Raw genomic sequence first — 22,841 nt, 5'->3', positions numbered from 1 at the left:
TCGAAGGGGAACACCATGACCGAAACCAGCCGCTTTGTTGTCTCCTCCGATTGGCTTCAGAAGGAACTTGGCAGCCCGGACCTCAGGATCTTGGATGCCTCCTTCTACCTGCCAGCGCAAAAGCGTGATGCCGATGCCGAATATGCAGCCGGGCACATCCCCGGCGCCGTCCGCTTCGATCACGACAAGGTAGCCGACCACTCGACCAACCTGCCGCACATGGTGCCCTCGCCCGAAGTTTTCGCCGAAGCCGTCGGCAAGCTCGGCATCTCCGAAAACGACCGGATCGTCATTTACGATGGTCCGGGCATCTTCTCCGCGCCGCGCGGCTGGTGGCTGTTCCGCGTCATGGGCGCCAGGCAGGTCTTTGTGCTGGACGGCGGACTGGACGGCTGGAAGGCCGAAGGCCGTCCGCTCGAGACGACGGTTCCGACGCCTGCCCCGGCAACCTTCAAGCCGGATTTCCACGCCGACAGGATCGTCGATCTCCAGACCATGCTCGGCATCGTCGAAGATGGCAGCCGGCAGATCGCCGATGCCCGCCCTGCCGGCCGCTTCAGCGGTGTCGAGCCCGAGCCGCGGGCCGGCATGCGATCCGGCCACATGCCGGGCGCACGAAGCCTTCCCTCCAGCGCATTCTCCGCCAATGGCAAGCTGCGGCCGCTGAACGAGTTGCGGCAGGTCATCGAGGAAGCCGGGATTGACGTCAACCGCCCGGTGGTAACGAGTTGCGGCTCCGGTGTGACCGCCGCGATCATCACCCTTGCGCTCGAGTCGCTCGGCCACGAGAACAACGCGCTTTATGACGGCTCCTGGACAGAATGGGGCAGCCGCGAGGATACGCCGGTTGTCACTGGTCCCGCTTCTCCAAAGGCAGCTTGAGCAGAATGGCAAAGAAGCCCGCTCCGCTGAAGGCGCATGTGACGCAACTGGAAATGACGGCGCCGCCGAAGGCGAGCCTTCCCGTGCCGGTCAACCTGCAGACCGTCGTCATCCGCGCCCCCGAGATCCCGCTGCATTATTACCGCTACCTCTACCGGCAGGTCGGCAAACGCTGGCATTGGTACAAGCGGCTGCGCATGAGCGACGAGGAACTCGCCGCCGCGATCCACAACCCGCGCGTTTCGGTGACAGTGCTCTACGTCAACGGCGCGCCGGCGGGCTTCTTTGAGCTGCTGCAGCAGGACGACGATACGGTCGAACTTTCCTATTTCGGCCTGTTCGAGCGCGCCATCGGGCTCGGTATCGGCAAGTGGTTCCTGCTCCAGGCGCTTTACGCCGCCTGGCACAACAATCCGAAGAAGGTCACCGTGACGACCAACACACTGGACCATCCTCGGGCGCTCCAGCTTTACCAGATGATGGGCTTCTCGCCGGTCTCCACCTATGAAGCCTTGGTGATGCCGATGACCGATGCAGAGCTCTTGAAGGCGCTGGACAGCTAAGCCGCCCCTCCCAAATTTCCGGATACATCAGCGTGCAGCACCGACCGTGCGACGCGCATCGCAAAGAATGATTGCCCATGACCGCTTCCCCCGCCATTGCCAGGATCCTCAAGGCCGGCTCCATCCTGCTGATCGTCCTTGGCCTGCCCCTAGGCCTGGCGCTACCGGGATGGTGGGGTTGGGAAAACCAGCCGGTCGAGAACACGCAAGCTGCGATCCTGGTCTTCGGCTTCATCCATGCGATCGTGCTTTGCCGCAGGGCCGATGATCGCTCCAAGTGGCTGTGGCTGGCGGGCATTCCGCTCTGGTTCGTGCTGATTGCGCGCGAACTCAGCTTCGGCGCGGTTCTGTTCCCGCCGACCAGCCTGTCCGACCACGGACCTGCCTTTTCCGTCAACCAGCTCGCCTACAAGCCGGTGATCACACCGATCGTCCTGGCTCTGATCGCCTTCAGCGTCTTCGTCATCGTCCGCAAGCGCCTGCCGGCGCTCGGGCTCGAAGTGCTGCGTGAGGGGCGTGCCCCGTGGTTCTCGCTCGGGCTCGTCGCAGTTGGCATGATTGCCTCGAGCATCGCCGAGGGCAATTTCGGCTTCCGCCTGCCGATCGACAAGGATTCGGCGCAGAATGCCGAAGAGATCATCGAACTCGGCGCCTATCTTGCCCTTTGGGCAGCGCAGTTCGAAATTGCCGCGGCGCTTGGTGCCAAAGGGCGACTTTAAGCAAGTATCGGGTGGCACCGGAAGCCGTGCGGCGCAACTCTTCCGTCAAACGAAGAGGAGAGCCTGATGACCGTCGCCTTCACCGCCATGCCGACCACCGACGCCCACCATCTCTGGGCCGGCGGCAGCGACGCCTATGGACACATTCCGGAAGTTCAGGTCTCGACCGGTGCCGGTTACCCCTGCCGCCACTGCCTGCGCAATATCGACGAGGGTGAGGAACTGCTGGTTCTCGCCTACCGGCCGTTCCCGGAACTCCAGCCCTACGCCGAGACCGGGCCGATCTTCCTGCACAAGACGCCCTGTCGGCGCTACGCTGCGGAAGAAATCCTGCCGCCGATCCTGTCGAGCCCGGATTATATCCTGCGTGGCTACGGCAGTGACGATCGCATCGTCTACGGCAGCGGCGCGGTGACGCCAACCGACCACATCACGGCACGGGCGGAGGAACTTCTGTCACGTCCTGACATCGCCTACGTGCATGTCCGCTCGGCGCGCAACAACTGCTTCCAGTGCCGCATCGACAAGCCCGAGGCGCCCGTCTTTTCTAACACCGCACTCGCCATCTGACGCAAAGAAGCGCCGCATCGAAAATGCGGCGCTTCTGGTTCCCGTACCCGGACGCTGTCAGTTCTGGATCGGCTTGTCGCGGCCGATCTCGTCAGCAAAATCGAGCAACTGGCGCACGATGTCGCTCGCCTTGGTCTCGTCTTCACCGATCTTGCGGGCGATGACCTCGCGCAGGTTCAGCATCGCGGCATCGACGCTGCGCGGCAGGGCGGGCCCATTGTCGCGTCCACGTTCGTGACGTTCCTGCTTCTGCTTGATGCGCTCGGCAAACTGCGAAAGCCGGTCGAGAATGGTCGCGGCAAGGCTGCGATTCTCCTCAAGATAAGTCCGACCCTCGTCGGTGATGACGTAGCGCTTCTTGTTGCCGTCGGGTTCGGCGGAAACATACCCTGCCTCTTCGAGATAGGTCAGCGTCGGATAGATGACGCCAGGGCTCGGCGCATAAAAGCCGTAGGTCATGTCTTCGATATGCTTGATGATCTCGTAGCCGTGGCGCGGCTCCTTCTCGATCAGCGCCAGCACGACGAGGCGCAGGTCACCCTGCATCAGGAAGCGGCCGATGCGGCCTTCCCCGTCATCGCCAAAGCCGCGCCCGCCACGACCGCCTGGGCCGCCCGCGCCGCGCCCGAAGCCACCGAAGGCTCCACCACGCGCTGCAAACAGTTCTTCAAAGCCGCGCCGTCCACCGCGCTCGCCGCATCCATGACGTCCATCAAATCGGTGCTTGAACATAATCCTGTCTCCTCGACTATCTTTCGATATATCTAACGATACAACTACGGGCGATTTTGTCAAGAGTCGATATATCTAAAACATGTCTCGGAACTGGTCTCACAGAAAAAGCGCCCGCAGTCGAACCGCAGGCGCTTTCAACATGGATAAATCGGAAAAGCATCCGCTTCCGATATATCGAAGCGTTACGCTACATTCAGAATGCTTTCCGGCGCGACCGCCTCATAACCCAGCGCTTCCGCCACAGGCTTGTTGGTCACCCTGCCCTTGTGGACATTGAGCCCATTGCGCAGGTGCCGGTCCTCGGCGATTGCTCGCAAGCCTCGGTCGGCGAGCGCCAGGCCGTGTTGCAGCGTCGCATTGTTCAGGGCATGTGCGGAGGTCACCGGCACCGCGCCCGGCATGTTCGCCACGCAATAGTGCACGATGCCATCGACTTCATAGGTCGGGTCGGAATGGGTCGTCGCATGCGAGGTTTCAAAACAACCGCCCTGGTCGATCGCGACATCCACGAGAACCGCGCCCCTCTTCATGCCCGACAGCATCTCGCGGCTGACGAGCTTCGGTGCTGCGGCACCGGGGATCAGCACGGCGCCGATCACCAGGTCGGCGGAAAAGACTTCTTCCTCCAGCGCGTCGATTGTCGAGTAGCGGGTGTGGACGCGGCCGTTGAAGATGTCATCCAGTTGGCGCAACCGCGGCAGCGAGCGGTCGATGATCGAGACATCCGCGCCAAGTCCCGCAGCCATCTTGGCGGCATGCAGGCCGACAACACCGCCGCCGATGATCGCGACCTTGGCCGGCAGCACCCCCGGCACGCCACCGAGCAGGATGCCGAGACCGCCATTTGCCTTCTGCAGCGCTGTGGCACCCGCCTGGATCGCCAGGCGACCGGCCACTTCAGACATCGGCGCCAGCAGCGGCAGGCCGCCGCGCTCGTCCGTCACGGTCTCGTAGGCAACCGCCGTCACGCCGGAGGCCAGCAGGCCCTTGGTCTGCACCGGATCTGGGGCGAGATGAAGGTAGGTGTAGAGGATCTGTCCGTCGCGAAGCTGAACCCACTCGTCCGGCTGGGGTTCCTTCACCTTCACGACCATATCGGACTTCTCGAAGATGTCCTTGGCGCTTCCCACGATCTTGGCGCCGGCTGCGGCATAAGCCGCGTCATCGGCACCGATGCCGGCACCCGCCTTTGTTTCGATCAGCACTTCATGGCCGTGGGCCACGTATTCGCGCACCGCTCCAGGCGTCAGTCCAACGCGATATTCATGGTTTTTGATTTCCTTCGGGCACCCGACACGCATGCAGCGTTCCTCTCAGTTGCGGCTTTCGCCAGTTGTTGTTCCCGGTAAAAGCTAACCAGAAGAAGCGTCGAATGTCCTTGCGAAGAAGATTTGCGTTTGGGGGCCTTTTCGAAGAATGTTGCATATTTCGCCGTCTGCTCGAAGGATCTGCGAATGTCGACACCCGATGCAATCGATCTTGCGATCATGCGCACGCTTCAGGACAACGGGCGAATCTCCAATGCGGAGCTTGCCGAACGTGTCGGGTTATCGGCCTCGGCCTGCTCGCGCCGCCTCGACATCCTGGAGAAAAACGGCACGATCAGCGGCTACCACGCGCGCCTGTCCAACAAGGCGCTCGACTACAAGATGATGGTCATCGTCCACATCTCGCTGTCGGGCCAGTTCGCCAAGACGCTGACGGAGTTCGAGGCAGCGGTGAAACTTTGCCCCAACGTGCTGGTCTGCTACCTGATGTCGGGTGAATACGATTATATCTTGCGCGTGGCCGCCAAGGATCTGGAAGACTACGAGCGCATCCACCGGGACTGGCTCTCTGCCCTGCCCCATGTGGTGAAGATCAATTCAAGCTTTGCGCTGCGCGAGATCATTGATCGCCCGAATGTCGGCCTATGACAGGCCGATGAGGATCGCACCAGCCGCCACGACGATACAGGCGGCAATCCGCTTCGGTGTCAGCGTCTCGCCCAGCAACAGCCAGCCGATCAGCACCGCAAACACGACGCTCGTTTCACGCAGCGCAGAGACGGGCCCTGCCGGCGCGATCGAATAGGCAACCAGCACGGCCCCGTAGGACAGCAGCGACACCATGCCCCCTGCCGATGCCTTCCAGGTCTCCCTCGATCGCATGTCGATCGCAAGGCGTCCGCGCGCGGCGATGAAAGCAATCACCATCAGGATGCCGGGCAGCAGGAAAACCCAGGTGATGTAGGCCGCCGAATTGCCGGACAGCCGGATACCGATCGCATCCACCGTCGAATATCCGGAGATGCACACAGCCGTCGCCAGCGCGAAACCCATCGAGCTTGCCGTCGCACGTCCGCGTCCGAGCGCCAGGAGCATGATGCCGGTGACGATCAGCATGATGCCGCCCATCGTCACGGGGCGCAGCACCTCGCCCATGAAGACGAGACCGCCGAACGTCACCAGCAGCGGCGCGCTGCCACGGATGATCGGGTAGACCTGACCGAGCTCGCCATGCCGATACGCAGCCACCAGCAACAGGCTGTAGGCGAGCTGAAACACGGCCGAGCCGGCGATATAGGGCCATGATGCTGCTGACGGCCACGGCAGCACGAACGCTACCGGGATGGCGACGATGGTCATCGCCAGCGTCATCACCGTCATCGTCCAAAAACGGTCGGCACCGGAGCGCAGGAAGGCGTTCCAGCTTGCATGCAGGAGGGCGGCACACAGTGCCAGGGCAACAACAAAGGTGCTCATGAAACGCTAGCGCTTTCGCCTCACCGCAAGGCCAAGAGAAACATCAAATTTTATCGATCGCTTCAAATGCACTTCAACGGGTCGCGGCTATTCTGGGTTGAGGGAACAAGAAGGGGTAACACGATGACTAGCCGCTTAAGGAACCGAGGTGCCGAGCGCAAGAAGACTCGCATCCTGGGAACTGTGAAATACTTCAACCAGACTGTCGAGGGGCGCGTGACCGACCTGTCGCCGACGGGCCTGGCGCTCGATCTCGGCGGGCGCGTTTTCCATGCCGACGATGGCAGCCCGGTGAAGGTCGAAAGCAACGAATTCGGCATCTTGGAAGGCACTGTAAAATGGCGCCGCAGCGGGCGACTGGGCGTGCAGTTCAATATCAACAGTAACGCCAACGCTCAGGTCGCGTCCTATTTCCGCTTCTTCCACAAGGACGTGCCCAGCCGTCTCGCCCGGTAAATAAAACAACCGGCAAGTGCTTCTTCTGGCAGCCTCCGCCTCCTGTCATTTTCGTGATGCAAGCTTGTGCAATTCACCGTAAGCTTGCATCGTCCAAAGGACTTGAGGGAGATTGTCCATGTCGTTTCTTGCCGGCTTCCAACCTGTTACTCGCCGCTCGCTGCTGGGAGGCATCGCCGCCTCCACCGCCCTTGTCGTGCTGCATCCCTTCGCTGCTCGTGCCGCTGGCAACCAGGCGCATCTGCGCATCATGGAAACGACGGACATCCACGTCCACGTCTTCCCTTACGACTATTACGCCGACAAGCCGAACGACACGCTCGGTCTTGCCCGCACCGCCTCGATCATCGATGGCATTCGCGCCGAAGCCGGCAATTCCATGCTGGTCGACAACGGCGACTTCCTGCAGGGCAATCCGCTCGGGGACTACATCGCCTACGAGCGCGGCATGAGGGAAGGCGATACGCATCCGGTCATAAAGGCGATGAACGTGCTTGGTTATGACGCTGGCACGCTCGGCAACCATGAGTTCAACTACGGCCTCGACTTCATGTTCAAGGTGCTGGCCGGCTCCGGTTTCCCTTATGTCTGCGCCAACCTCACCAAGGGCCAGCTCGCATCTGACCCGAAGAAGGACGAGCTTTTCCTCAAGCCCTACGTAATCATCGAAAAACAGATCCGCGATGGATCCGGCGCCACCAGTCCGATCAAGGTCGGCTTCATCGGTTTCGTGCCGCCGCAGATCATGACCTGGGATGCCAAGAACCTCGAAGGCAAGGCGCAGACCCGCGACATCGTCGAAACAGCCAAGGCCTGGGTGCCGGTCATGAAGGAGGAAGGTGCCGATATCGTCATCGCGCTTTCGCACTCCGGCATCAGCGGCGATGGGCAGAGCGAGCGCATGGAAAACGCCTCGCTGTACCTCGCTGGCGTCCAGGGCATTGATGCGGTCTTCACTGGCCACCAGCACCTCGTATTCCCGGGCACGAAGGATTTCGACGGCATTGCCGGCGCCGACACCAAGAAGGGCACGTTGATGGGCAAGCCGGCCGTCATGGGCGGCTTCTGGGGCTCGCATATGGGCCTCATCGACCTGCTGCTCGAAAAGGACGGGAAGAACTGGAAGATCGTCGATTCCACCTCGGAGGCGCGTCCGATCTACCACCGCAACGAAGAGCGCAAGATCGTCGCTGACGTGAAGGACAAACCGGAGGTGATCGCCGCCGTCAAGGAAGAGCATGAGGCAACGCTTGCCTATGTGCGCCGTCCGGTCGGCAAGACATCGGCGCCGCTCTATTCCTATTTCGCGCTCGTGGCGGACGATCCGTCGGTGCAGATCGTCTCGAACGCCCAGACCTGGTACATCAAGGAGATGCTGAAGGACGGCCAGTACAAGGACCTTCCGGTCCTGTCCGCTGCCGCGCCATTCAAGGCGGGTGGCCGTGGCGGCGCCGACTACTTCACCGACGTACCGGCGGGCGATATCGCCATCAAGAACGTCGCCGACCTCTACCTTTATCCAAACACCGTGCAGGCGGTGCTGATCACCGGCGCACAGGTCAAGGATTGGCTGGAAATGTCGGCCGGCATGTTCAACCAGGTGGCGCCCGGTTCGAAGGACGCACCGCTCCTCAACAACAGCTTCCCGTCCTACAACTACGATGTCATCGACGGCGTCACCTACCAGATCGACCTGTCGCAGCCGGTGCGCTTCGACAAGGACGGCAAGCTGATGAACCCGAACGCCAACCGCATCGTCGACCTCCAATTCGATGGCAAGCCGATCGATCCGGAGCAGAAGTTCGTTGTCGCAACCAACAACTACCGCGCCGGCGGCGGCGGCAAGTTCCCGGAAATAGCAGGCGACAAGGTGATCTTCGTGGCCCCCGACACCAACCGCGACGTGATCGTCCGCTACATCGTCGAGCAGGGCACGATCAACCCGTCGGCCGACGCCAACTGGTCGTTCAAGCCGCTGCCGGGCACAACCGCGATATTCGAGACCGGCCCGAAGGCACGCGAGTTCGCCTCTGCCGTGAAGGGCGCAAAGATCGAGGATGCAGGCGACGGTGAAAACGGCTTCGCCAAGTTCCGGCTCGTTCTCTGACGGAGAACGAAAAACGCCTCATCCCTGAGCAGATCAGGGATGAGGTCCCCCCCTTATTCAGGCGGCTCTTGCTTTCACGGCACCGAGGCGGGAAAGGAGCAGGCTGAGTTCCGCCGGTGGCTTGCGCTCGACGCGCCGATAATCGCTACCGTCGCGTTTCCGCTGCACCAGTCCAAGATCGAAGAGATCACGACGCAGCAGGGCCGCATCGACGAACAGGTGCAGCGTGTTGAGGAATTCGCCGATCTCGCGCTCCGTGAAGCTGCGATTGGCGGGGATCTTCGACCACAGGAACCACAGGCACAGTTCCTGCTGCGAGCGCTTGCCGGGCCAGCGGACGATCCGCCCGTCGCTGTCGAAGACACGTAGCGTGCGCATCACGCGGGTTTCATCGGGCACCGGGACGGGCGCGGATTGAGCGACCACCGGCTCGGTGATTTCAGGGGTCGGTTTCGCTGAAGCTGACTGTTCGGCGCGCAGGTGCTGGTAGTTGCGGTAACCGCCCGCCTTGGCGAGCAGGTTCAGCATTTCCAGATGGCTGGGCGCATGGTCGAGCGCGGTGATCTGCGCGCGCAGTTGCTTGGCGAACACCGACAGGTCGGCGATTTCCATTGGATGGATGGATCTGGGCATGTCTTATCCTCGGACGTGCCATTGCCTTGAGATCAAGGTGTCGCTGGTCGCCGGCTTGTCAACTCTGGCACGGGATAAGTGCTCATCATCTTTTCAGATTGGCAGGTTTAGCTTCCCTTGTGGGGACGGCGACGCCTCGGTGAACTGCAGACCGTGGCGCCAGTTATATTCAACCGCCGGAGCCGGTCAATCCCCTGTCACTCGGCCGCCACCGGCATCGAATCAGCTTCATCCATGCCGAGCATCTGCTTGAACTCGCTGTGGCCGGGGCATTTCGAGAGGCGCTGCTCGAAGGCCTTGATCAGCCATTGGCCGGCCGGACCGAGCGGATTGGCGGTGCGCCGCATGGCGTAAAGCGGATACTGGCTCTGTTCGTAGGCGTCCAAATTCAGCGCGATGAGATTGCCGTTCATGATGTCCCTGCCCGCAACCGGCGCCGGAAGACCACCCCAGCCGAGCCCGCCCAGGATCAACTGGTGCTTGGTGGCGATGTCGCTCACCCGCCACGTCTTGTAGGACAGCACGTTGAAGTCCCTGCCCTTGGTCAGGCTCGAGGCATCGGTCACGACAAGCTGCACTTCCTCGCGCACGTCGGCGAGCGTCAGCGGCCGCCCGAGCTTGCTCAGCGGATGATCCGGCGCGGCGACCGGGATCATGAAGGAATGCCCGATCTTCTGCATGGTCAGCGCGTCGTCCTCGCGCACGGGTGCACCACCGACGCCAAGATCCGCCTTGCCGGACAGCACCATCTCCATCACCATGCCGAGCTCGCCGACATTGAGGTTGAGCGCGACTGACGGAAACAGCTTGCGGAACTCGCGCAGCTCGGCCACCACAGCGTCGGCCGGCACCATGACGCTCAGTGCTACGGAAAGCTCGGCTTCGAGCCCCTGCTTCATGCTTTTCGCCCGCGCCCGCATCACCTGCAGATCGGCCACGATTCGCCGTGCATCGGTCAGCAGCGCCTTGCCTGCCTCGGTCAGCTTCGGCTGGCGCATTCCGGCACGTTCGAAGAGCGAGACTTCCAACTGCGCTTCGAGATTGTTGATGGTGTAGCTGACCACCGATTGGGCGCGGTTGAGGCTGCGCGAAGCTGCTGAAAAGCTTCCGGTTTCAGCCACCGCCAGGAAAACCTGCAACTGGTCGAGCGTCGGATTGGCGTCCATGAAATCTATCCAGATTTTGGATGGTAATCTTCGATATTATCCCAGTTCAATAGATGGAAGTCCATGCCTATCTTCCGGCCATCAAACGAGATCCACCTCGGCACGACCTCCCACAGCATGCAAGGAAATACCGCAATGACCATCCTTCTCGTCACATCAAGCCCGCGCGAAGAATCGCTGTCGACGAAGATCGCCACCGAGTTCGTCGAGAAGCTGACCGCCGCCAAGTCCGACAGCAACGTCATCCATCGTGACCTCGGCCACGACCCGATCCCGCACCTCGACATGGTGTCCACCTCCGCGATCCGCAAGGCACCGGAAGACCGCACGCCCGAAGAAGCCGAAGCGGCAGAATATTCCGACAAGCTCGTCGCCGAACTTCTGGCGGCCGACACCGTCGTCATCGCCACCGGCCTCATCAACTTCAACATCTACTCGACGCTGAAAAGCTGGATCGACAACATTGCCCGTGCCGGCAAGACCTTCCGCTACACCGCTGAAGGCCCGCAGGGTCTCGCCACCGGCAAGAAGGTCTATATCGTGCTTGCCGCCGCCGGCGTTTATTCCGAAGGCCCGGCTGCCGGCATGAACCACGCAATCCCCTACCTCACCACCGTCCTCGGCTTCATGGGCATGGTGGATGTGGAAGTGATTTATGTGGAAGGCCTCGCCTTTGGCCCGGAAGCGGTCGAGAAGGCCATTGCCGCTGCCCAGGAACGCACCGAGCAGCTGGCGCTCGCAGCCTAAGCTGGCTGCACACCCTTCATAGCTTCGAAAGACCCCAGACGGCCGTGGACCCTGTCCCGGCCGTCTGTTTTTGCCTGGTAGAGCCTGCGATCGGCGGCCGCGAGCAACGCTTCGAAGCCATCGCCATCCTCCGGCCCCGTCGCCACCCCGATCGACACAGTGACCGGGTTGCCGTCCGGCCGCAGAACGGCGCTGCGGACGTTGTTCCGCAACCGTTCGGCAAGTGCCATCGCGCCGTCATGATTGGTATCCGGCAGCACAAGCACGAATTCCTCGCCACCGAAGCGCGACAGGTGATCGGTCGGCCTTGACGCAGCCTTCAACCGCGCTGCCACCTCCTTCAGAACCTCGTCCCCCTTCAGGTGCCCGAAAAGGTCGTTGATGTCCTTGAACCGGTCCGCATCGATGATCGCGATGCTGCAGTTGCCCCCGCGCTCCAGGCACTGGCGGATCAGTTCCGGCGCATCTTCCTGAAGCCTGCGGCGGTCATAAACGCTGGTCAGGCCGTCGACGCCGCTGTTGGCGAGCAGCGCCTGGTATCGTTCCCGGAATGTCAGGTCGTGGAAGATGTCGTTCAGGTCCCGCTGCGTGGCGCGCGGCACGTGGTCGAGCTTCAGGTAGATCGCAAAGAGCCCGGCGTAGACGCAGACCGCCACCAGCTTGGCGATCATGCCTCCCACGAACACCGAGGCCGGCGCATCAAAGAGGATACTGAGGCCGATGAAGAAGCCGATCTGGTCGAAGACGAGCAGCGCGGCACCGCTCACCGCAAACCGCAGTACCGTGTGTTTGCGGAACATCCGCCCCAGGCGCTCATAGAGAAGGATGATGCCGATCGAATCGAGGTAGAGCAGCGCCGTCCCCAGCACCATCAGCCAGCCCATCTCGTTCATGAAGCTCACGTCGACCGTGCGGCCCGCGGGCAACCCCGCCGCCTCGTGCAGTTGCAGGAACTGCGCGATGCCGACGGTGAACAGGTTGCCGAGGAACAGGCCGTAGATCGGCTGGCGAACGGTCGCTGCATCCTCCTTGAGGTAGAGCAGCAGGACCATCATCAGCTTGCCGGCAAAGAACACCGACGACCCGGGCGACACGGTACCGAAGGGCAGCTCGATGTAATAGACCGCCGCGAGATAGGTTTCCATGAAATGCATGACGCCGAGCGCGGTGAGGAACACGCCGAGCCCCAGCTGCCGTCGAAAATGCAGGAGCGCCATCATCACGGAGAAGTAGATCACCGCCTCGCAGAGAAAGAGCGCGAGATTGAACATCTGCATTTTCAGTCCGATTCCACCTTGGACAAGGTTTCTAGATGCGAGCCGTTACCCCATGTGATCGAGTTCTTCGATCGCACCATGCCAGCTTCGAGAAGCGGGAAGCCGACCTGCATCATCATCACGAGACCGACGGCGACCAGCAGCCAGGTCAGGACAACGCGATCCGCCTGAAGCGCAAGTCCGTCGGCGAAGGCGGCATGCGCAGAGAAGCCGAGGGCAATCCCGCCCCCACTGATACTCCATGCGTTCCAAAGGCCTAAATGCATCGCTTCAGTAGAAAAGGACAGGACAGAACAATAGCTGTTCTTTTCTACGAAGCAGCCCTTAATTTTGAATGAGGATCAACGATATGAACTTGATCCGCCGCCCGTTCATCGGGTCATCCGAAGTCAGGCCGGGCGCGACTTCTCGCCGTCGCCGAACAACGCCGCACCATTCTGGTCGATGATCTGCTGCGCCTTCTTGACCGTGTATTCGACCGCATCATCCATGCTGGTGAACATGTCGGCGCGAACGAAGGTGCGCTCCAGCGTTTCGCCGTTCACCACCTTCTCGATGCGCCCCGCCAGGCGAAACTGCGATCCTTCGCGGATCGGGCTCGCGATGATGGTGCAGTCGCCATATGCCACCGGCTTTGCAGCGCTTGCTTCTGGCTCCGCCGCCTTGTTGCCGCCGGAGAACATGGAAAGGATGTTGGAAAGAAATGAAGCCATGACGCTGCCTAGCATATCCATCGAGAAGCGGGAACCCGCAGCAGCCTGAACCACGACTGCCGCCAAAGTTTAGGGTCAGATCACCAGGTTTGCCAGGATCTCGTTTTCGGTGATGTCCTCGTAGCCCATGCCCGCACTTTCGAAGCGGTCGATGAGGCTCGCAAAATTCTCGCGCCGGCTGGTCTCGATGCCGATCAGGATCGAACCGAAATTACGCGCCGATTTTTTCAGGTATTCGAACCGCGCGATGTCGTCCTCAGGCCCCAGCAGGTTGAGGAAATCGCGCAGCGCGCCCGGGCGCTGCGGCAGCCGCAGGATGAAGTATTTCTTGACGCCGGAGAAGCGCATGGCGCGCTCCTTGACGTCCGGCAGTCGCTCGAAGTCGAAATTGCCGCCGGACACGACGCAAACCACCGTTTTGCCCGCCAGCTTCTCGCGACCCAGCATATCGAGCGCGGTGATCGACAGCGCGCCGGCCGGCTCCAGCACGACGCCCTCGACGTTCAGCATCTCGGTGATCGTCACGCAGATGGCGTTTTCCGGAACCAGCATTACCTGGTCGGGCGAAAATCGGCGAAGGGCTGCAAAATTCAGGTCGCCGATGCGCGCCACGGCAGCGCCGTCCACGAAGTTGTCCAACTTGGCCAGTGTCACCGGTTCGCCCACCAGCAGGCTCTTCTTCAGGCTCGGCGCGCCTTCCGGCTCCGTGAAGATGAAGTTCTCGGCCGCAACCACGCCCTCCAGATAACCCGAGGTCCCGGACGACAGTCCGCCACCGCCCACTGGCAGGATCACCAGGTCCGGCACTGTGCCGTGCGGCAGTTGCTCCACCATCTCGGCTGCCACCGTCGCCTGGCCCTCGATGATGTCGACATGGTCGAAGGGCGGCACCATGGCGCCGTCGATCTCTTCGACATAAGCGCGTGCCGCCGCATAACACTGGTCGAAGATATCGCCGACAAGCTTGATGGTGATGAAGGACCCGCCGAACATGCGCGTCTTGTCGATCTTCTGCTGCGGTGTCGTCACCGGCATGAAGACCACGCCCGGCACCTGGAAATGCCGGCAGACGAAGGCAAAGCCCTGGGCGTGGTTGCCGGCCGAAGCGCAAACGAAGGTCTTGCCCGTGGCGCCGGCCGCAATCACCTTGCGGAAGAAGTTGAACGCCCCGCGGATCTTGTAGGAGCGCACGGGCGACAGGTCTTCGCGCTTCAGCCAGATGTCTGCGCCATAACGCCGGCTCAGGTGTTCGTTGAATTGCAGTGGCGTCTCGGGAAAGATTTCCCGCATCGCGGCTTTTGCCTCATCCACAGCAGCTTTGGTCAGCCCAAGCTCGTTCACGTCATCCATCCATTGAATTCAGGTCTTGGCCCCGCTATGCCATAGGCTTGCGCAGAGACAAAGCCGCTTTCGCCGACGAGAGACAGGGATAGCCGTTTGAACGCCAATCTGATCCGGTCGGTGATCTATATTACGGCGCTCTGTGCCCTTTACCTTTCCATGGCCATGTTCCTGCCGGCGCTGGTGGATCTTTATTACGGGCACCGGGACTGGCAGGTCTTTGCGCTGTCCGGCTTCCTTGTCGGCGGCATTGCGGGTGCCGCCGCGCTTGCCACCCGCGGTCCGCCGCCAGCCTTCAACAAGCGATTCGGCTTCCTGCTGGTCAACGTGCTGTGGCTGATGTTCTCGCTCGTCGGCGCCATCCCGCTCTTTCTTGCGGAATACAAGACCAGCTTCGCGCAGGCGCTGTTTGAGTCCATCTCCGGGATCACCACCACTGGATCAACGATCATGGTGGGGCTCGACAAGCAGCCGCCCGGCATCCTGCTGTGGCGCTCGCTCTTGTGCTGGCTCGGCGGCATCGGGATCGTCGGCCTCGGGCTTTTCGTCCTGCCGTTCCTGAAGGTCGGCGGCGCCTCCATCTTCAAGCTGGAATCAACGGAAACCAACGACAAGCCGTTCGCCCGCCTCGCAAGCTTCACCCGTGCCTTCCTCGCCGTCTATATCCTGCTGACGATCGCCTGCACGGTCGCCTACGATGTTGCCGGCATGAGCCATTTCGACGCCCTCAACCACGCGCTCTCGACGGTCGCGACGGCTGGTTTTTCCACCCATGACGCGTCTTTTGCATTCTGGAAGGACAACCAGGCGATCCTGGTGATCTGCACGATCTTCCTGACGATCTCGAGCCTGCCCTTCTCGGTGCTGATCCTGCTCGCCATGCGCGGCCGGCTGGACACGCTGCGCGACCCGCAGATCATGGTGTTCCTCGGGTACCTCGGGGGCATCGCGGTGGCGCTCGGCGTCTACCATCACCTAAGGAACAGCGTGGAGCTCGACGACGCCCTCATCCACTCCTTCTTCAACATCGCCTCGATCCTTTCGACCGGCGGCTTCTCCAGCGACGACTATACGCTCTGGGGACCGTTCGCGGTGATGCTCGTCTTTTTCGCAAGCGCCATGGGCGGCTGCTCCGGCTCCACCTCCGGCGGCATCAAGTCCTATCGCTTCGTGGTGATGTTCAACACGGCCCGCGCCGGCATCAACAAGCTCATCTACCCGAACGCGATCTACCCGGTCCGCTACGGCACCCTGATCGTCGATGCCGATACCCAGCGCGGCGTCTTCCTGTTCCTCGGCCTTTTCCTGTTCCTCTGGGTGCTCGGCAGCCTTGGCATGACCCTGCTCGGCTACGACGTCGTGACGTCCTTCTCCGGCGTCCTCACCTGCCTCGCGAATGTCGGCCCCGGCATCGGCCCGATCATCGGCCCCGTCGGCAATTTCTCCACCATCAGCGACCCGGCGCTTTATCTCCTGTCGGTGCTGATGCTGCTCGGACGCCTGGAAATCCTCACCGTGCTGGTGCTGCTAACGCCGATCTTCTGGCGGCACTAGGGCGGGCACCCGCAGGAACTCGATCGGCCCCTCCGGCATCTCGTCGTCAAATACCGCGCAGGCGAGCGCGCCGCCGAAAACGCAGCCGGCATCGACATTGGTGCGGTTGTCGAAAGTCTGCGGGTTGCCCGACACCGGCGTATGCCCATGGCAAAGATGGCGCCCCCAGAAATAGCCCGTCTCGGCGCCCCGGTACCGCTTCCAGATCAGGTCATGGTCGTTCTGCGCCTCCAGCGGAAGCGCTTCATCGACCCCGGCATGGACGAAGATGCGGTACTGGTCTACATGGATGGACGGAAGCGCGCGGCACCAGTCCACCACCGCCTCCGGCAATTCGCCGCCAAAGGATTGCAGCGTCTCGTGGCCACCGTTTTCCAGCCAGGTCACCATCTCGGCGCCGCCGTTGTCATGGGCGCGCACCAGCATCTCCTCGTGGTTGCCCTTGAGCGTCGTCCACCGCCAGCCTTGCCCGCGCGGACCCGCCATGATCCGCTCGACAACCCCGCGGCTGTCAGGGCCGCGGTCAACATAGTCGCCGACAAACACAACATGGCCGCCGTCGGCATAGGTTTCCACCTGCCCCAGCATCTCCTCGAGCTCCGATAGGCAGCCGTGGATATCGCCAATCGCAAAGGTCAGGGTCACGTCTTGCTCCATCAGCGCCAGCGCGGCTCCGCGCCTTGCAGATATGTCCGCCCCTCACCCACATTCAAGCATTGGCGCGGGTCGCGAAAAAGCAATGATTTGGTGTGGTCAGCTTGACTGAATCGCCGAGGTGCCTGAAAAGCAAGGCGCGCGGACGTGGCGAAACTGGTAGACGCAAGGGACTTAAAATCCCTCGACTTCGGTCATACGGGTTCGACCCCCGTCGTCCGCACCAGCTCAAGAATTTCTCTTGGGATTTCAAATTGTTGAACAATATCTGAGCCTTCTCGACGCCCATCGCTACAAAGGGCGCTACAAAGATGGTTACGATGACGAGCCTGAAACGAGCCAAGAACGGTGACTGGTTCGCTCGAAAAGCGATCCCGTCAGATGTCAGAGAACAATACAAACTAGCTTATGGCGTCGGCAGAGAAGAACGTTTCCGCCGCCCTGCGTCCGTCAACATGGGGACCGCTAAAGCCGAGTTCCGAGACTGGGATGCCCAAATCTGTCAGAGGATCGAAGCCCTCAGAGCACAGGTGACTGGTGCTGCCGTTAGACTGACAACTCGCCAAGTCAGCGCACTTTCTGGCCAGTGGTATTCATGGTTCATCGCGCAGCACGAAGACGAGCCGGGACGGCCTGAAGACTGGTTCTCACGCCTTGAGATGCTCGAAGAGGCTTATGATCGTTTTGCTCGCCTCCCGGACGGTGACGACCATGGCTTAGGAGCTGCAGCGCGACGTTACCTAGACGCCAAACTGATCGAGCTGGGCCATGTTGAAACGTTCATGGCTGAGCAAAATCTAAAGCTCGATGCTGAGACGCGTAGGGCTTTTCTAGATGCGCTCGAAGACGAGGTCCCGTTTGCCTTCAACCTGCTTCGACGACGGGCTGAGGGTGACTTCTCACCGGACCAACGCCTTCAACGGTTCGCCCAGCCAAGCACGATGGCGGCGAATGGTAACAAGAAGCTCGCTGGGATGAACTGCTGGCAGGCGTTCGAGGCTTGGGTGAAGGAGCGTCAGCCAGCATCGGCGACGGTTGATCGGTGGCGCGGCGTTCTTCTTGGATTAAATCAATATTTCGAGGGCAGAGACGTTGCGACGATATCCGAGGAGGAAGCGGTTGGATGGAAAGAAACACTCGTAACCCCTTCTCGCACCGCGACATCGGCCAATGATGTTTGGCTACGAGCTGCCAAGGTTGTGTTCGGATGGTTGGTTGAGAACAAAAAGCTCAAGGTAAATCCGTTCGATGGCATTCGCGTAGCTCGCCCAAAAAAAATCAAGAGACGTGAGAAGGCACTCGAGGATGAGGAAGTGCAAGCCATCCTTCACGCAGCTTTGCAGCCGCCCCCACCACGGATGAAAGCAAAAAAAGCAGCCGCTCGGAGATGGGTCCCCTGGCTCTGCGCCTATACTGGTTCTCGTCCTGGCGAGATGACGCAGTTGCATGGCGCGAATGTAAAGCAGCACAAGGGCATCTGGATCATCGACATCACCCCGGAAGATGGCACCGTTAAAGGGGCGTCGTTCCGGAAGGTGCCAATTCACGAGCATCTGATTGCGCAGGGCTTCTTGGAGTTCGTCAAGTCCTCGGGAGATGGGCCTTTGTTCTATGACGCAGATGATAAAAGAAAGGCGTCTACCGACGCGACAAAACCAGTAAGGCCACCCTACGTCATCGCTCGGAACAAACTCGCCGAATGGGTGCGTGAGGAGGTAGGCATACGCGATCCGGACATTCAGCCCAATCACGCCTGGCGGCACACATTCAAGAGGCAGGCCGCAAGATATGGAATGGAAAAACGCTTCCGCTTTGCGTTCTGCGGTCACGAGACAGATGAGGTGGGCGACATCTATGAGACACCGACCATAGAAGACATGGCTAATGAGCTTAAGAAGTTTCCACGCTACGTGGTGAGCGGTTCAGAGATCAGCAGGCCCGAAGACATAGCTGCATAGCCTAAGACGCCTTGCCCTTTGGTCGCGCGTGCGACTTTGCGCCGTGAGAGGGAGCGCCCGATTGTGGGCGTGCCCTCTGACCCTAAAAAAGCGGTTAAGGCTGTGAATGATCGGAGAACATCTCTGGCAGAAGCTGCTAGGCTGCCAGCCTCAGCCAGGTTGTTCTACTCGATACCACCAGTTCGCCGCCAACCCTAGCGGACGGCCAACGGCTACTTCCGGGAGGATGGGCCGTTGCAACCCTTCGCAAGCAAAGCGGACTGGATCGCCTGCACCTTCCCTTTCGCGACGGAAACCTGCCCCTCCTTATCTCCACCGAAAGTGGATGACATCGGGACACCAACGAGGAATACTCCGAATGCGTCACCTGTCGCCGCATCATGTTGCTGTTTAGAGACCGCAGCCAACGCTGTCTGTTCCCGGATCATCTCTTGGCCAAGTTGTTCGCAAGAGAGGTTGGTATAGGCTGCCATCGGTATGTCGGCAGGCACAATTGCGTCAGGGCGCTTGGCGCAAGACGACAAAGCCAGCGCGAACGCCAGCGACGAAACATAAACTTTCACGAGATTTCCCCCATCCTAGTCACGCGCAGATGTTGCATGATTCCTACACGCGCGGAAGGGGTGACGCCGTTGCTATTCAAGATCGCCCAATCGTGCAAACAGCGATACCTTCAGGGTATTCCATAAAGGCCAAGACTAGGTTGGGAATGGGACAATGCACGAGTAAGCAGGTATTGGCGCCCGCAAAGCCTTACGCACTGTCGCCAATCCGTTACCTTAATGAACTGAGTTCGGCAAAGGCGCGACCGTTGCGCTAAAGTTACTACCGTATGTTTACCCACACGTTTCAGGTTCGTCACCGTGGGACGCCTTGACTTTATTCAATATCAGGCACAATCCATACCAGCACTCAAGAACGGGCGACGCAGAATGAAAAGAGACCTTGCCACGCAGATCGGAAGCGTTGTTGGTTATGCGCTTTCTGCGCTCGTCTTCGCTATGTTTGGCTGGATGATGCTTGGCATAGTCACCTAGATGCCATGAGATCCTCTTGGGCTTGAAGTCCTCAAAGACATCAGGCGTCTCCGAGTGAGGCAAATGATTTAGATCATCGCGCACATACTTCGCGATCTGAAAATCTGCAAATCCCTTGAACTGAAAAGCCGCCGATCCTGACCAGGTCCATGCAAGACCCCAGTCGAAGTTGACGGCGCATCAAACCCGCCCTGGGAACGTCATGGCTGCATTGTTAAAGCTTAGCGGGGCTATAGACCGCACGAGCGAAATCATCGGCAAGTTGGCCGGATATCTGGTCCTTGCCTGCACGTTTATCAGTGCAGGCAACGCCTTGATCCGATACCTGTTGAACTACAGCTCCAACGGCTGGCTTGAGATACAGTGGTATCTGTTCGGCTTCATCGTTCTTTTGGGTGCATCCCATACATTGCGGTTGAACGAGCATGTCCGAGTAGACCTAGTGTATGGCGCAGTCTCTGACCGAACTCGCCTGTGGATTGACGCTGTCGGGCTGGTCTTGTTCCTGATCCCTGCTTGCCTTTATCTGGCGTGGCTTTCGTGGCCCTTCTTTGCTCTGTCTTACGCTCAGGGCGAAATGTCATCGAACGCAGGTGGACTGATCCGATGGCCGGTCAAGCTGATCATCGTTACTGGCTTCCTGCTTCTGGCACTACAGGGCGTTTCCGAACTGATCAAACGGATAGCCGGACTGCGCGGCATCCTCCAGGTCGATACCGCCTACGAAAAACCTCTCCAATAACCCGATCTCCGGAACAGTCCCATGTTTCAATACGGTGTGATGCCGCCTGCCATGTTCATCGGCATGATCATTTTCATGCTCTATGGCTTTCCGGTCGCCTTCTCGCTTTCGGCGGTCGGGCTGTTCTTCGGCCTGATCGGCGTAGCGACGGGCCACTTCGAGTTCTCGTTCCTGCAGGCGCTACCGTTCCGCATCTTCGGCATCGTGTCGAACGACCTGCTTCTGGCGATCCCGTTCTTCACCTTCATGGGCGCGATCCTCGAGCGCTGCGGGTTGGCGGAAGACCTTCTTGAAGGAACGGGCAAGCTCTTCGGTGCCATCCCAGGCGGACTGGCGTATGCCGTTATCGTTGTTGGTGCAATCCTCGGCGCAATCACCGGGACCGTTGCGGCCTCGGTCATCACCATGGGTGTGATTTCGCTGCCGATCATGCTGAAGTACGGCTACAGCCCGCGCCTCGCGACAGGCGTGATTGCGGCATCGGGTACCATTACGCAGGTCATACCTCCGTCACTGGTTCTGATCGTGCTGGCAGATCAACTGGGGCGCTCGGTCGGCGACATGTACCTTGGTGCAATCGGCCCATCGATCCTCCAGGTGACGATCTTCCTGCTCTTCATTCTCGCTCTTTCGATCTTCCGGCCTAAGGACGTTCCACCGCTGCCGCTCGAAGCGCGTGGGGAGATGAACCTCGCGCTTGTTGGCAAGGTGCTGTGGGGAATGGTGCCGTCCATCGCGCTGATCTTCCTTGTTCTCGGTACGATCTTCATGGGATTGGCAACGCCCACGGAGGCAGGTGCACTTGGCGTGGTGGGGGCGATGGCCATTGCGCTCATGCATCGACGGCTGACGTGGGACCTGCTTCGCCAGGGTATGCATTCAACCATGACCATTACCTCCATGGTCGTCTTCATCCTGGTCGGGGCAACATGCTTCAGCCTTGTATTCCAGGGTATGGACGGCGGCCTCTGGATCGAGCACCTTCTGTCTCACATTCCAGGTGGCGCACTCGGCTTCCTGATCTTCGTCAATATCTTCGTCTTTTTCCTCGCCTTCTTCCTCGACTTCTTCGAGATCGCCTTCATCGTCGTCCCGATGCTTGCGCCGGTGGCGCAGTCTCTCGGCATCGACCTCATCTGGTTTGGTGTGTTGCTCTGCATCAACATGCAGACCAGTTTCATGCACCCGCCATTCGGTTTTGCGTTGTTTTACCTGAGGTCAATCGCTCCGAAGTCGGTGAAGACGAAGGACATCTACCTCGGAGCAATCCCATGGCTCTTCATGCAGTTGATCCTGGTGGCGATTGTCATCTTCTGGCCAGAGTCGGTTACCTACTGGCTGGATAAGGCACCGGACGTTGATCTGGACACCATCAAGATCGAAGTGCCAATCTTCGGCAACGGCGCGGGCAACGAGATGCCGAACTTCGGTCTTCCTCCAATGGACGGTGCTCCAGGACAACCAGCTCCTCCATCCATGCCGAACTTGAGCGAGCCGCCAAGGATCAATCCATAGGCTATCCCGACATACGGGGGTGGCTACGGGCGATCTTCGAAATGCCCACCACTAACCCGTTGTCGTCGTAGATCGGCTCGGCGGTGAGCGAGACTGTGGTCACGCTGCCATCCTTGTGCACTCGTATTGTCTCATGAGAGTGAACGGTCTCGCCCCTCCTGATGCTCCGCATGAGTGAACATTCCTCGTCGAACTTTTCTGGGGGAACGATCATCATGATGGAGCGTCCGAGAACTTCGGCGGGTGAGTAGCCATAAAGCTTTTGGGCGCCCCTGTTCCAGCTTTGGATGTTCATGTCGGTGTCGATACTGACGATCGCCACGTCAGAAGAGGCTATGATTTGAGCCAGGCGACACGCTTCGTCTTGAACACTTTCGCGCCCGGCGCCATTCCGAACGACCGCAACAGCCTGGACGATATCGCCATTGTCGCTTCTGACTGGGGACATTGATTTGGAAATCCGGACAACCTGTCCATCTTTCCGGATGTATCTGGTCTCGATGCGGAAGCCTGTACCTCCTCCTTCGACCATCCGTCTAAACCTATTGATGTTCAAAGGTGCTTCATCCGGATGCGTGATGTCCGCCATCCTCATTTCTACAAGTTCTTCCTCAGAGTAACCGACGATGTCGCAGAAGGTGCGGTTGACCAGCACGATTCCCGACTCAAGATCGGTAACCACGATGCCGCCTTTGACCTGAGAGAATATCGGACGAAACCATTTCTCA

24 protein-coding genes and 1 tRNA gene are annotated in these 22,841 nt (G+C 60.2%); 13 read left to right on the top strand and 12 right to left on the bottom strand.

What is annotated here, in order from left to right:
• Positions 1-15 precede the first annotated feature (15 nt).
• From sseA to CYG48_RS05665, 4 genes are all read left to right on the top strand, one after another.
• The gene (sseA, locus tag CYG48_RS05680) at positions 16-882 is read left to right on the top strand and encodes a 3-mercaptopyruvate sulfurtransferase (RefSeq protein ID WP_118849483.1); all 867 of its coding nucleotides are present in this window, start codon (positions 16-18) and stop codon (positions 880-882) included.
• Positions 883-887: 5 nt separating this feature from the next.
• Complete coding sequence (locus tag CYG48_RS05675; protein WP_245450426.1) at positions 888-1,445, top strand: GNAT family N-acetyltransferase; 558 nt, start codon at positions 888-890, stop codon at positions 1,443-1,445.
• Positions 1,446-1,522: 77 nt separating this feature from the next.
• A complete protein-coding gene (locus CYG48_RS05670; RefSeq protein ID WP_118849481.1) occupies positions 1,523-2,164 on the top strand; it encodes a hypothetical protein in 642 nt (213 codons plus the stop codon).
• A 66-nt stretch (positions 2,165-2,230) separates the two neighbouring features.
• Entirely contained in the window at positions 2,231-2,734 is a 504-nt protein-coding gene (locus CYG48_RS05665) for a DUF1203 domain-containing protein (RefSeq protein ID WP_445304320.1), read from the top strand.
• A 57-nt stretch (positions 2,735-2,791) separates the two neighbouring features.
• Here CYG48_RS05665 and CYG48_RS05660 read toward each other — a convergent pair whose 3' ends face one another.
• Positions 2,792-3,466, bottom strand: coding sequence for a PadR family transcriptional regulator (locus CYG48_RS05660; protein ID WP_118849479.1), 675 nt, complete (start codon positions 3,464-3,466; stop codon positions 2,792-2,794).
• A gap of 185 nt (positions 3,467-3,651) precedes the next feature.
• Positions 3,652-4,770, bottom strand: a complete 1,119-nt coding sequence (ald, locus tag CYG48_RS05655; protein WP_118849478.1) for an alanine dehydrogenase — start codon at positions 4,768-4,770, stop codon at positions 3,652-3,654.
• 153 nt (positions 4,771-4,923) lie between these two features.
• Here ald and CYG48_RS05650 point away from each other — a divergent pair, with 153 nt between their 5' ends.
• Positions 4,924-5,385 (top strand): Lrp/AsnC family transcriptional regulator, encoded by a 462-nt coding sequence (locus CYG48_RS05650; protein WP_118851507.1) that lies wholly within the window; start codon positions 4,924-4,926, stop codon positions 5,383-5,385.
• Here CYG48_RS05650 and CYG48_RS05645 read toward each other — a convergent pair.
• Positions 5,380-6,213: a DMT family transporter gene (locus tag CYG48_RS05645; RefSeq protein WP_118849477.1), complete on the bottom strand. Its 834-nt coding sequence runs from the start codon at positions 6,211-6,213 to the stop codon at positions 5,380-5,382. The genes CYG48_RS05650 and CYG48_RS05645 overlap by 6 nt on opposite strands.
• Before the next feature lie 123 nt (positions 6,214-6,336).
• On the opposite strand from CYG48_RS05645, the gene CYG48_RS05640 reads away from it, so the two are divergent.
• Both CYG48_RS05640 and CYG48_RS05635 read left to right on the top strand, forming a co-directional pair.
• Positions 6,337-6,669 carry a PilZ domain-containing protein gene (locus tag CYG48_RS05640; protein ID WP_118849476.1) on the top strand — a complete coding sequence of 111 codons (333 nt, stop codon included), beginning with the start codon at positions 6,337-6,339 and terminating at the stop codon, positions 6,667-6,669.
• A 118-nt stretch (positions 6,670-6,787) separates the two neighbouring features.
• A complete protein-coding gene (locus tag CYG48_RS05635; protein WP_118849475.1) occupies positions 6,788-8,776 on the top strand; it encodes a bifunctional 2',3'-cyclic-nucleotide 2'-phosphodiesterase/3'-nucleotidase in 1,989 nt (662 codons plus the stop codon).
• A 57-nt stretch (positions 8,777-8,833) separates the two neighbouring features.
• Here CYG48_RS05635 and CYG48_RS05630 read toward each other — a convergent pair whose 3' ends face one another.
• Positions 8,834-9,409, bottom strand: a complete 576-nt coding sequence (locus CYG48_RS05630; protein ID WP_118849474.1) for a DUF2087 domain-containing protein — start codon at positions 9,407-9,409, stop codon at positions 8,834-8,836.
• Between the two features lie 197 nt (positions 9,410-9,606).
• A complete protein-coding gene (locus CYG48_RS05625; RefSeq protein WP_118849473.1) occupies positions 9,607-10,575 on the bottom strand; it encodes a LysR family transcriptional regulator in 969 nt (322 codons plus the stop codon).
• Positions 10,576-10,710: 135 nt separating this feature from the next.
• Here CYG48_RS05625 and CYG48_RS05620 point away from each other — a divergent pair, with 135 nt between their 5' ends.
• Positions 10,711-11,322 (top strand): FMN-dependent NADH-azoreductase, encoded by a 612-nt coding sequence (locus CYG48_RS05620; RefSeq protein ID WP_245450424.1) that lies wholly within the window; start codon positions 10,711-10,713, stop codon positions 11,320-11,322.
• Here the strand turns inward: CYG48_RS05620 and CYG48_RS05615 are convergent.
• The 4 genes from CYG48_RS05615 to ilvA all read right to left on the bottom strand — a co-directional run bounded on the left by CYG48_RS05615 (position 11,319) and on the right by ilvA (position 14,662).
• Positions 11,319-12,599 carry a GGDEF domain-containing protein gene (locus CYG48_RS05615; RefSeq protein ID WP_118849472.1) on the bottom strand — a complete coding sequence of 427 codons (1,281 nt, stop codon included), beginning with the start codon at positions 12,597-12,599 and terminating at the stop codon, positions 11,319-11,321. The genes CYG48_RS05620 and CYG48_RS05615 overlap by 4 nt on opposite strands.
• Before the next feature lie 2 nt (positions 12,600-12,601).
• Positions 12,602-12,865: a hypothetical protein gene (locus tag CYG48_RS05610; RefSeq protein ID WP_245450423.1), complete on the bottom strand. Its 264-nt coding sequence runs from the start codon at positions 12,863-12,865 to the stop codon at positions 12,602-12,604.
• A gap of 123 nt (positions 12,866-12,988) precedes the next feature.
• Entirely contained in the window at positions 12,989-13,312 is a 324-nt protein-coding gene (locus CYG48_RS05605) for an HlyU family transcriptional regulator (protein ID WP_118851505.1), read from the bottom strand.
• A 75-nt stretch (positions 13,313-13,387) separates the two neighbouring features.
• Entirely contained in the window at positions 13,388-14,662 is a 1,275-nt protein-coding gene (gene ilvA, locus CYG48_RS05600; protein ID WP_118849471.1) for a threonine ammonia-lyase, read from the bottom strand.
• 87 nt (positions 14,663-14,749) lie between these two features.
• Between ilvA and CYG48_RS05595 the strand changes: the two genes are divergently transcribed.
• On the top strand, positions 14,750-16,207 hold the full coding sequence (locus CYG48_RS05595; RefSeq protein ID WP_118849470.1) for a TrkH family potassium uptake protein: 1,458 nt from the start codon (positions 14,750-14,752) through the stop codon (positions 16,205-16,207).
• Here the strand turns inward: CYG48_RS05595 and CYG48_RS05590 are convergent.
• On the bottom strand, positions 16,181-16,852 hold the full coding sequence (locus tag CYG48_RS05590) for a metallophosphoesterase family protein (RefSeq protein ID WP_245450421.1): 672 nt from the start codon (positions 16,850-16,852) through the stop codon (positions 16,181-16,183). The genes CYG48_RS05595 and CYG48_RS05590 overlap by 27 nt on opposite strands.
• Positions 16,853-17,002: 150 nt before the next feature.
• On the opposite strand from CYG48_RS05590, the gene CYG48_RS05585 reads away from it, so the two are divergent.
• Both CYG48_RS05585 and CYG48_RS05580 read left to right on the top strand, forming a co-directional pair.
• A tRNA-Leu gene (locus CYG48_RS05585) sits at positions 17,003-17,087 on the top strand.
• Positions 17,088-17,181: 94 nt separating this feature from the next.
• Positions 17,182-18,819 carry a hypothetical protein gene (locus CYG48_RS05580; protein ID WP_199925228.1) on the top strand — a complete coding sequence of 546 codons (1,638 nt, stop codon included), beginning with the start codon at positions 17,182-17,184 and terminating at the stop codon, positions 18,817-18,819.
• A gap of 212 nt (positions 18,820-19,031) precedes the next feature.
• Here CYG48_RS05580 and CYG48_RS05575 read toward each other — a convergent pair whose 3' ends face one another.
• On the bottom strand, positions 19,032-19,382 hold the full coding sequence (locus CYG48_RS05575) for a hypothetical protein (RefSeq protein ID WP_118849467.1): 351 nt from the start codon (positions 19,380-19,382) through the stop codon (positions 19,032-19,034).
• 676 nt (positions 19,383-20,058) lie between these two features.
• Here CYG48_RS05575 and CYG48_RS05570 point away from each other — a divergent pair.
• Complete coding sequence (locus tag CYG48_RS05570; protein ID WP_118851504.1) at positions 20,059-20,598, top strand: TRAP transporter small permease subunit; 540 nt, start codon at positions 20,059-20,061, stop codon at positions 20,596-20,598.
• A 21-nt stretch (positions 20,599-20,619) separates the two neighbouring features.
• Positions 20,620-22,113 carry a TRAP transporter large permease gene (locus CYG48_RS05565; protein WP_118849466.1) on the top strand — a complete coding sequence of 498 codons (1,494 nt, stop codon included), beginning with the start codon at positions 20,620-20,622 and terminating at the stop codon, positions 22,111-22,113.
• Between the two features lies 1 nt (position 22,114).
• On the opposite strand, the gene CYG48_RS05560 is transcribed toward CYG48_RS05565, so the two are convergent.
• Positions 22,115-22,795 (bottom strand): PAS domain-containing protein, encoded by a 681-nt coding sequence (locus CYG48_RS05560; RefSeq protein ID WP_118849465.1) that lies wholly within the window; start codon positions 22,793-22,795, stop codon positions 22,115-22,117.
• Positions 22,796-22,841: the final 46 nt, after the last annotated feature.

The organism is Neorhizobium sp. SOG26, assembly GCF_003491345.1.
GTDB classification, from domain to species: domain Bacteria; phylum Pseudomonadota; class Alphaproteobacteria; order Rhizobiales; family Rhizobiaceae; genus Neorhizobium; species Neorhizobium turbinariae.
The sequence above is the reverse complement of the archived record's forward strand: the minus strand, read 5'-3'. Positions and strand labels throughout refer to the sequence as shown.

Excerpts from the sequence above, each read along its gene's own strand:
- sseA (WP_118849483.1), top strand. The coding sequence starts at position 16 with ATGACCGAAACCAGCCGCTTTGTTGTCTCCTCCGATTGGCTTCAGAAG.
- CYG48_RS05675 (WP_245450426.1), top strand. The coding sequence starts at position 888 with ATGGCAAAGAAGCCCGCTCCGCTGAAGGCGCATGTGACGCAACTGGAA.
- CYG48_RS05670 (WP_118849481.1), top strand. The coding sequence starts at position 1,523 with ATGACCGCTTCCCCCGCCATTGCCAGGATCCTCAAGGCCGGCTCCATC.
- CYG48_RS05665 (WP_445304320.1), top strand. The coding sequence starts at position 2,231 with ATGACCGTCGCCTTCACCGCCATGCCGACCACCGACGCCCACCATCTC.
- CYG48_RS05660 (WP_118849479.1), bottom strand. The coding sequence starts at position 3,466 with ATGTTCAAGCACCGATTTGATGGACGTCATGGATGCGGCGAGCGCGGT.
- ald (WP_118849478.1), bottom strand. The coding sequence starts at position 4,770 with ATGCGTGTCGGGTGCCCGAAGGAAATCAAAAACCATGAATATCGCGTT.
- CYG48_RS05650 (WP_118851507.1), top strand. The coding sequence starts at position 4,924 with ATGTCGACACCCGATGCAATCGATCTTGCGATCATGCGCACGCTTCAG.
- CYG48_RS05645 (WP_118849477.1), bottom strand. The coding sequence starts at position 6,213 with ATGAGCACCTTTGTTGTTGCCCTGGCACTGTGTGCCGCCCTCCTGCAT.
- CYG48_RS05640 (WP_118849476.1), top strand. The coding sequence starts at position 6,337 with ATGACTAGCCGCTTAAGGAACCGAGGTGCCGAGCGCAAGAAGACTCGC.
- CYG48_RS05635 (WP_118849475.1), top strand. The coding sequence starts at position 6,788 with ATGTCGTTTCTTGCCGGCTTCCAACCTGTTACTCGCCGCTCGCTGCTG.
- CYG48_RS05630 (WP_118849474.1), bottom strand. The coding sequence starts at position 9,409 with ATGCCCAGATCCATCCATCCAATGGAAATCGCCGACCTGTCGGTGTTC.
- CYG48_RS05625 (WP_118849473.1), bottom strand. The coding sequence starts at position 10,575 with ATGGACGCCAATCCGACGCTCGACCAGTTGCAGGTTTTCCTGGCGGTG.
- CYG48_RS05620 (WP_245450424.1), top strand. The coding sequence starts at position 10,711 with ATGACCATCCTTCTCGTCACATCAAGCCCGCGCGAAGAATCGCTGTCG.
- CYG48_RS05615 (WP_118849472.1), bottom strand. The coding sequence starts at position 12,599 with ATGCAGATGTTCAATCTCGCGCTCTTTCTCTGCGAGGCGGTGATCTAC.
- CYG48_RS05610 (WP_245450423.1), bottom strand. The coding sequence starts at position 12,865 with ATGCATTTAGGCCTTTGGAACGCATGGAGTATCAGTGGGGGCGGGATT.
- CYG48_RS05605 (WP_118851505.1), bottom strand. The coding sequence starts at position 13,312 with ATGGCTTCATTTCTTTCCAACATCCTTTCCATGTTCTCCGGCGGCAAC.
- ilvA (WP_118849471.1), bottom strand. The coding sequence starts at position 14,662 with ATGGATGACGTGAACGAGCTTGGGCTGACCAAAGCTGCTGTGGATGAG.
- CYG48_RS05580 (WP_199925228.1), top strand. The coding sequence starts at position 17,182 with ATGACGAGCCTGAAACGAGCCAAGAACGGTGACTGGTTCGCTCGAAAA.
- CYG48_RS05570 (WP_118851504.1), top strand. The coding sequence starts at position 20,059 with ATGGCTGCATTGTTAAAGCTTAGCGGGGCTATAGACCGCACGAGCGAA.
- CYG48_RS05565 (WP_118849466.1), top strand. The coding sequence starts at position 20,620 with ATGTTTCAATACGGTGTGATGCCGCCTGCCATGTTCATCGGCATGATC.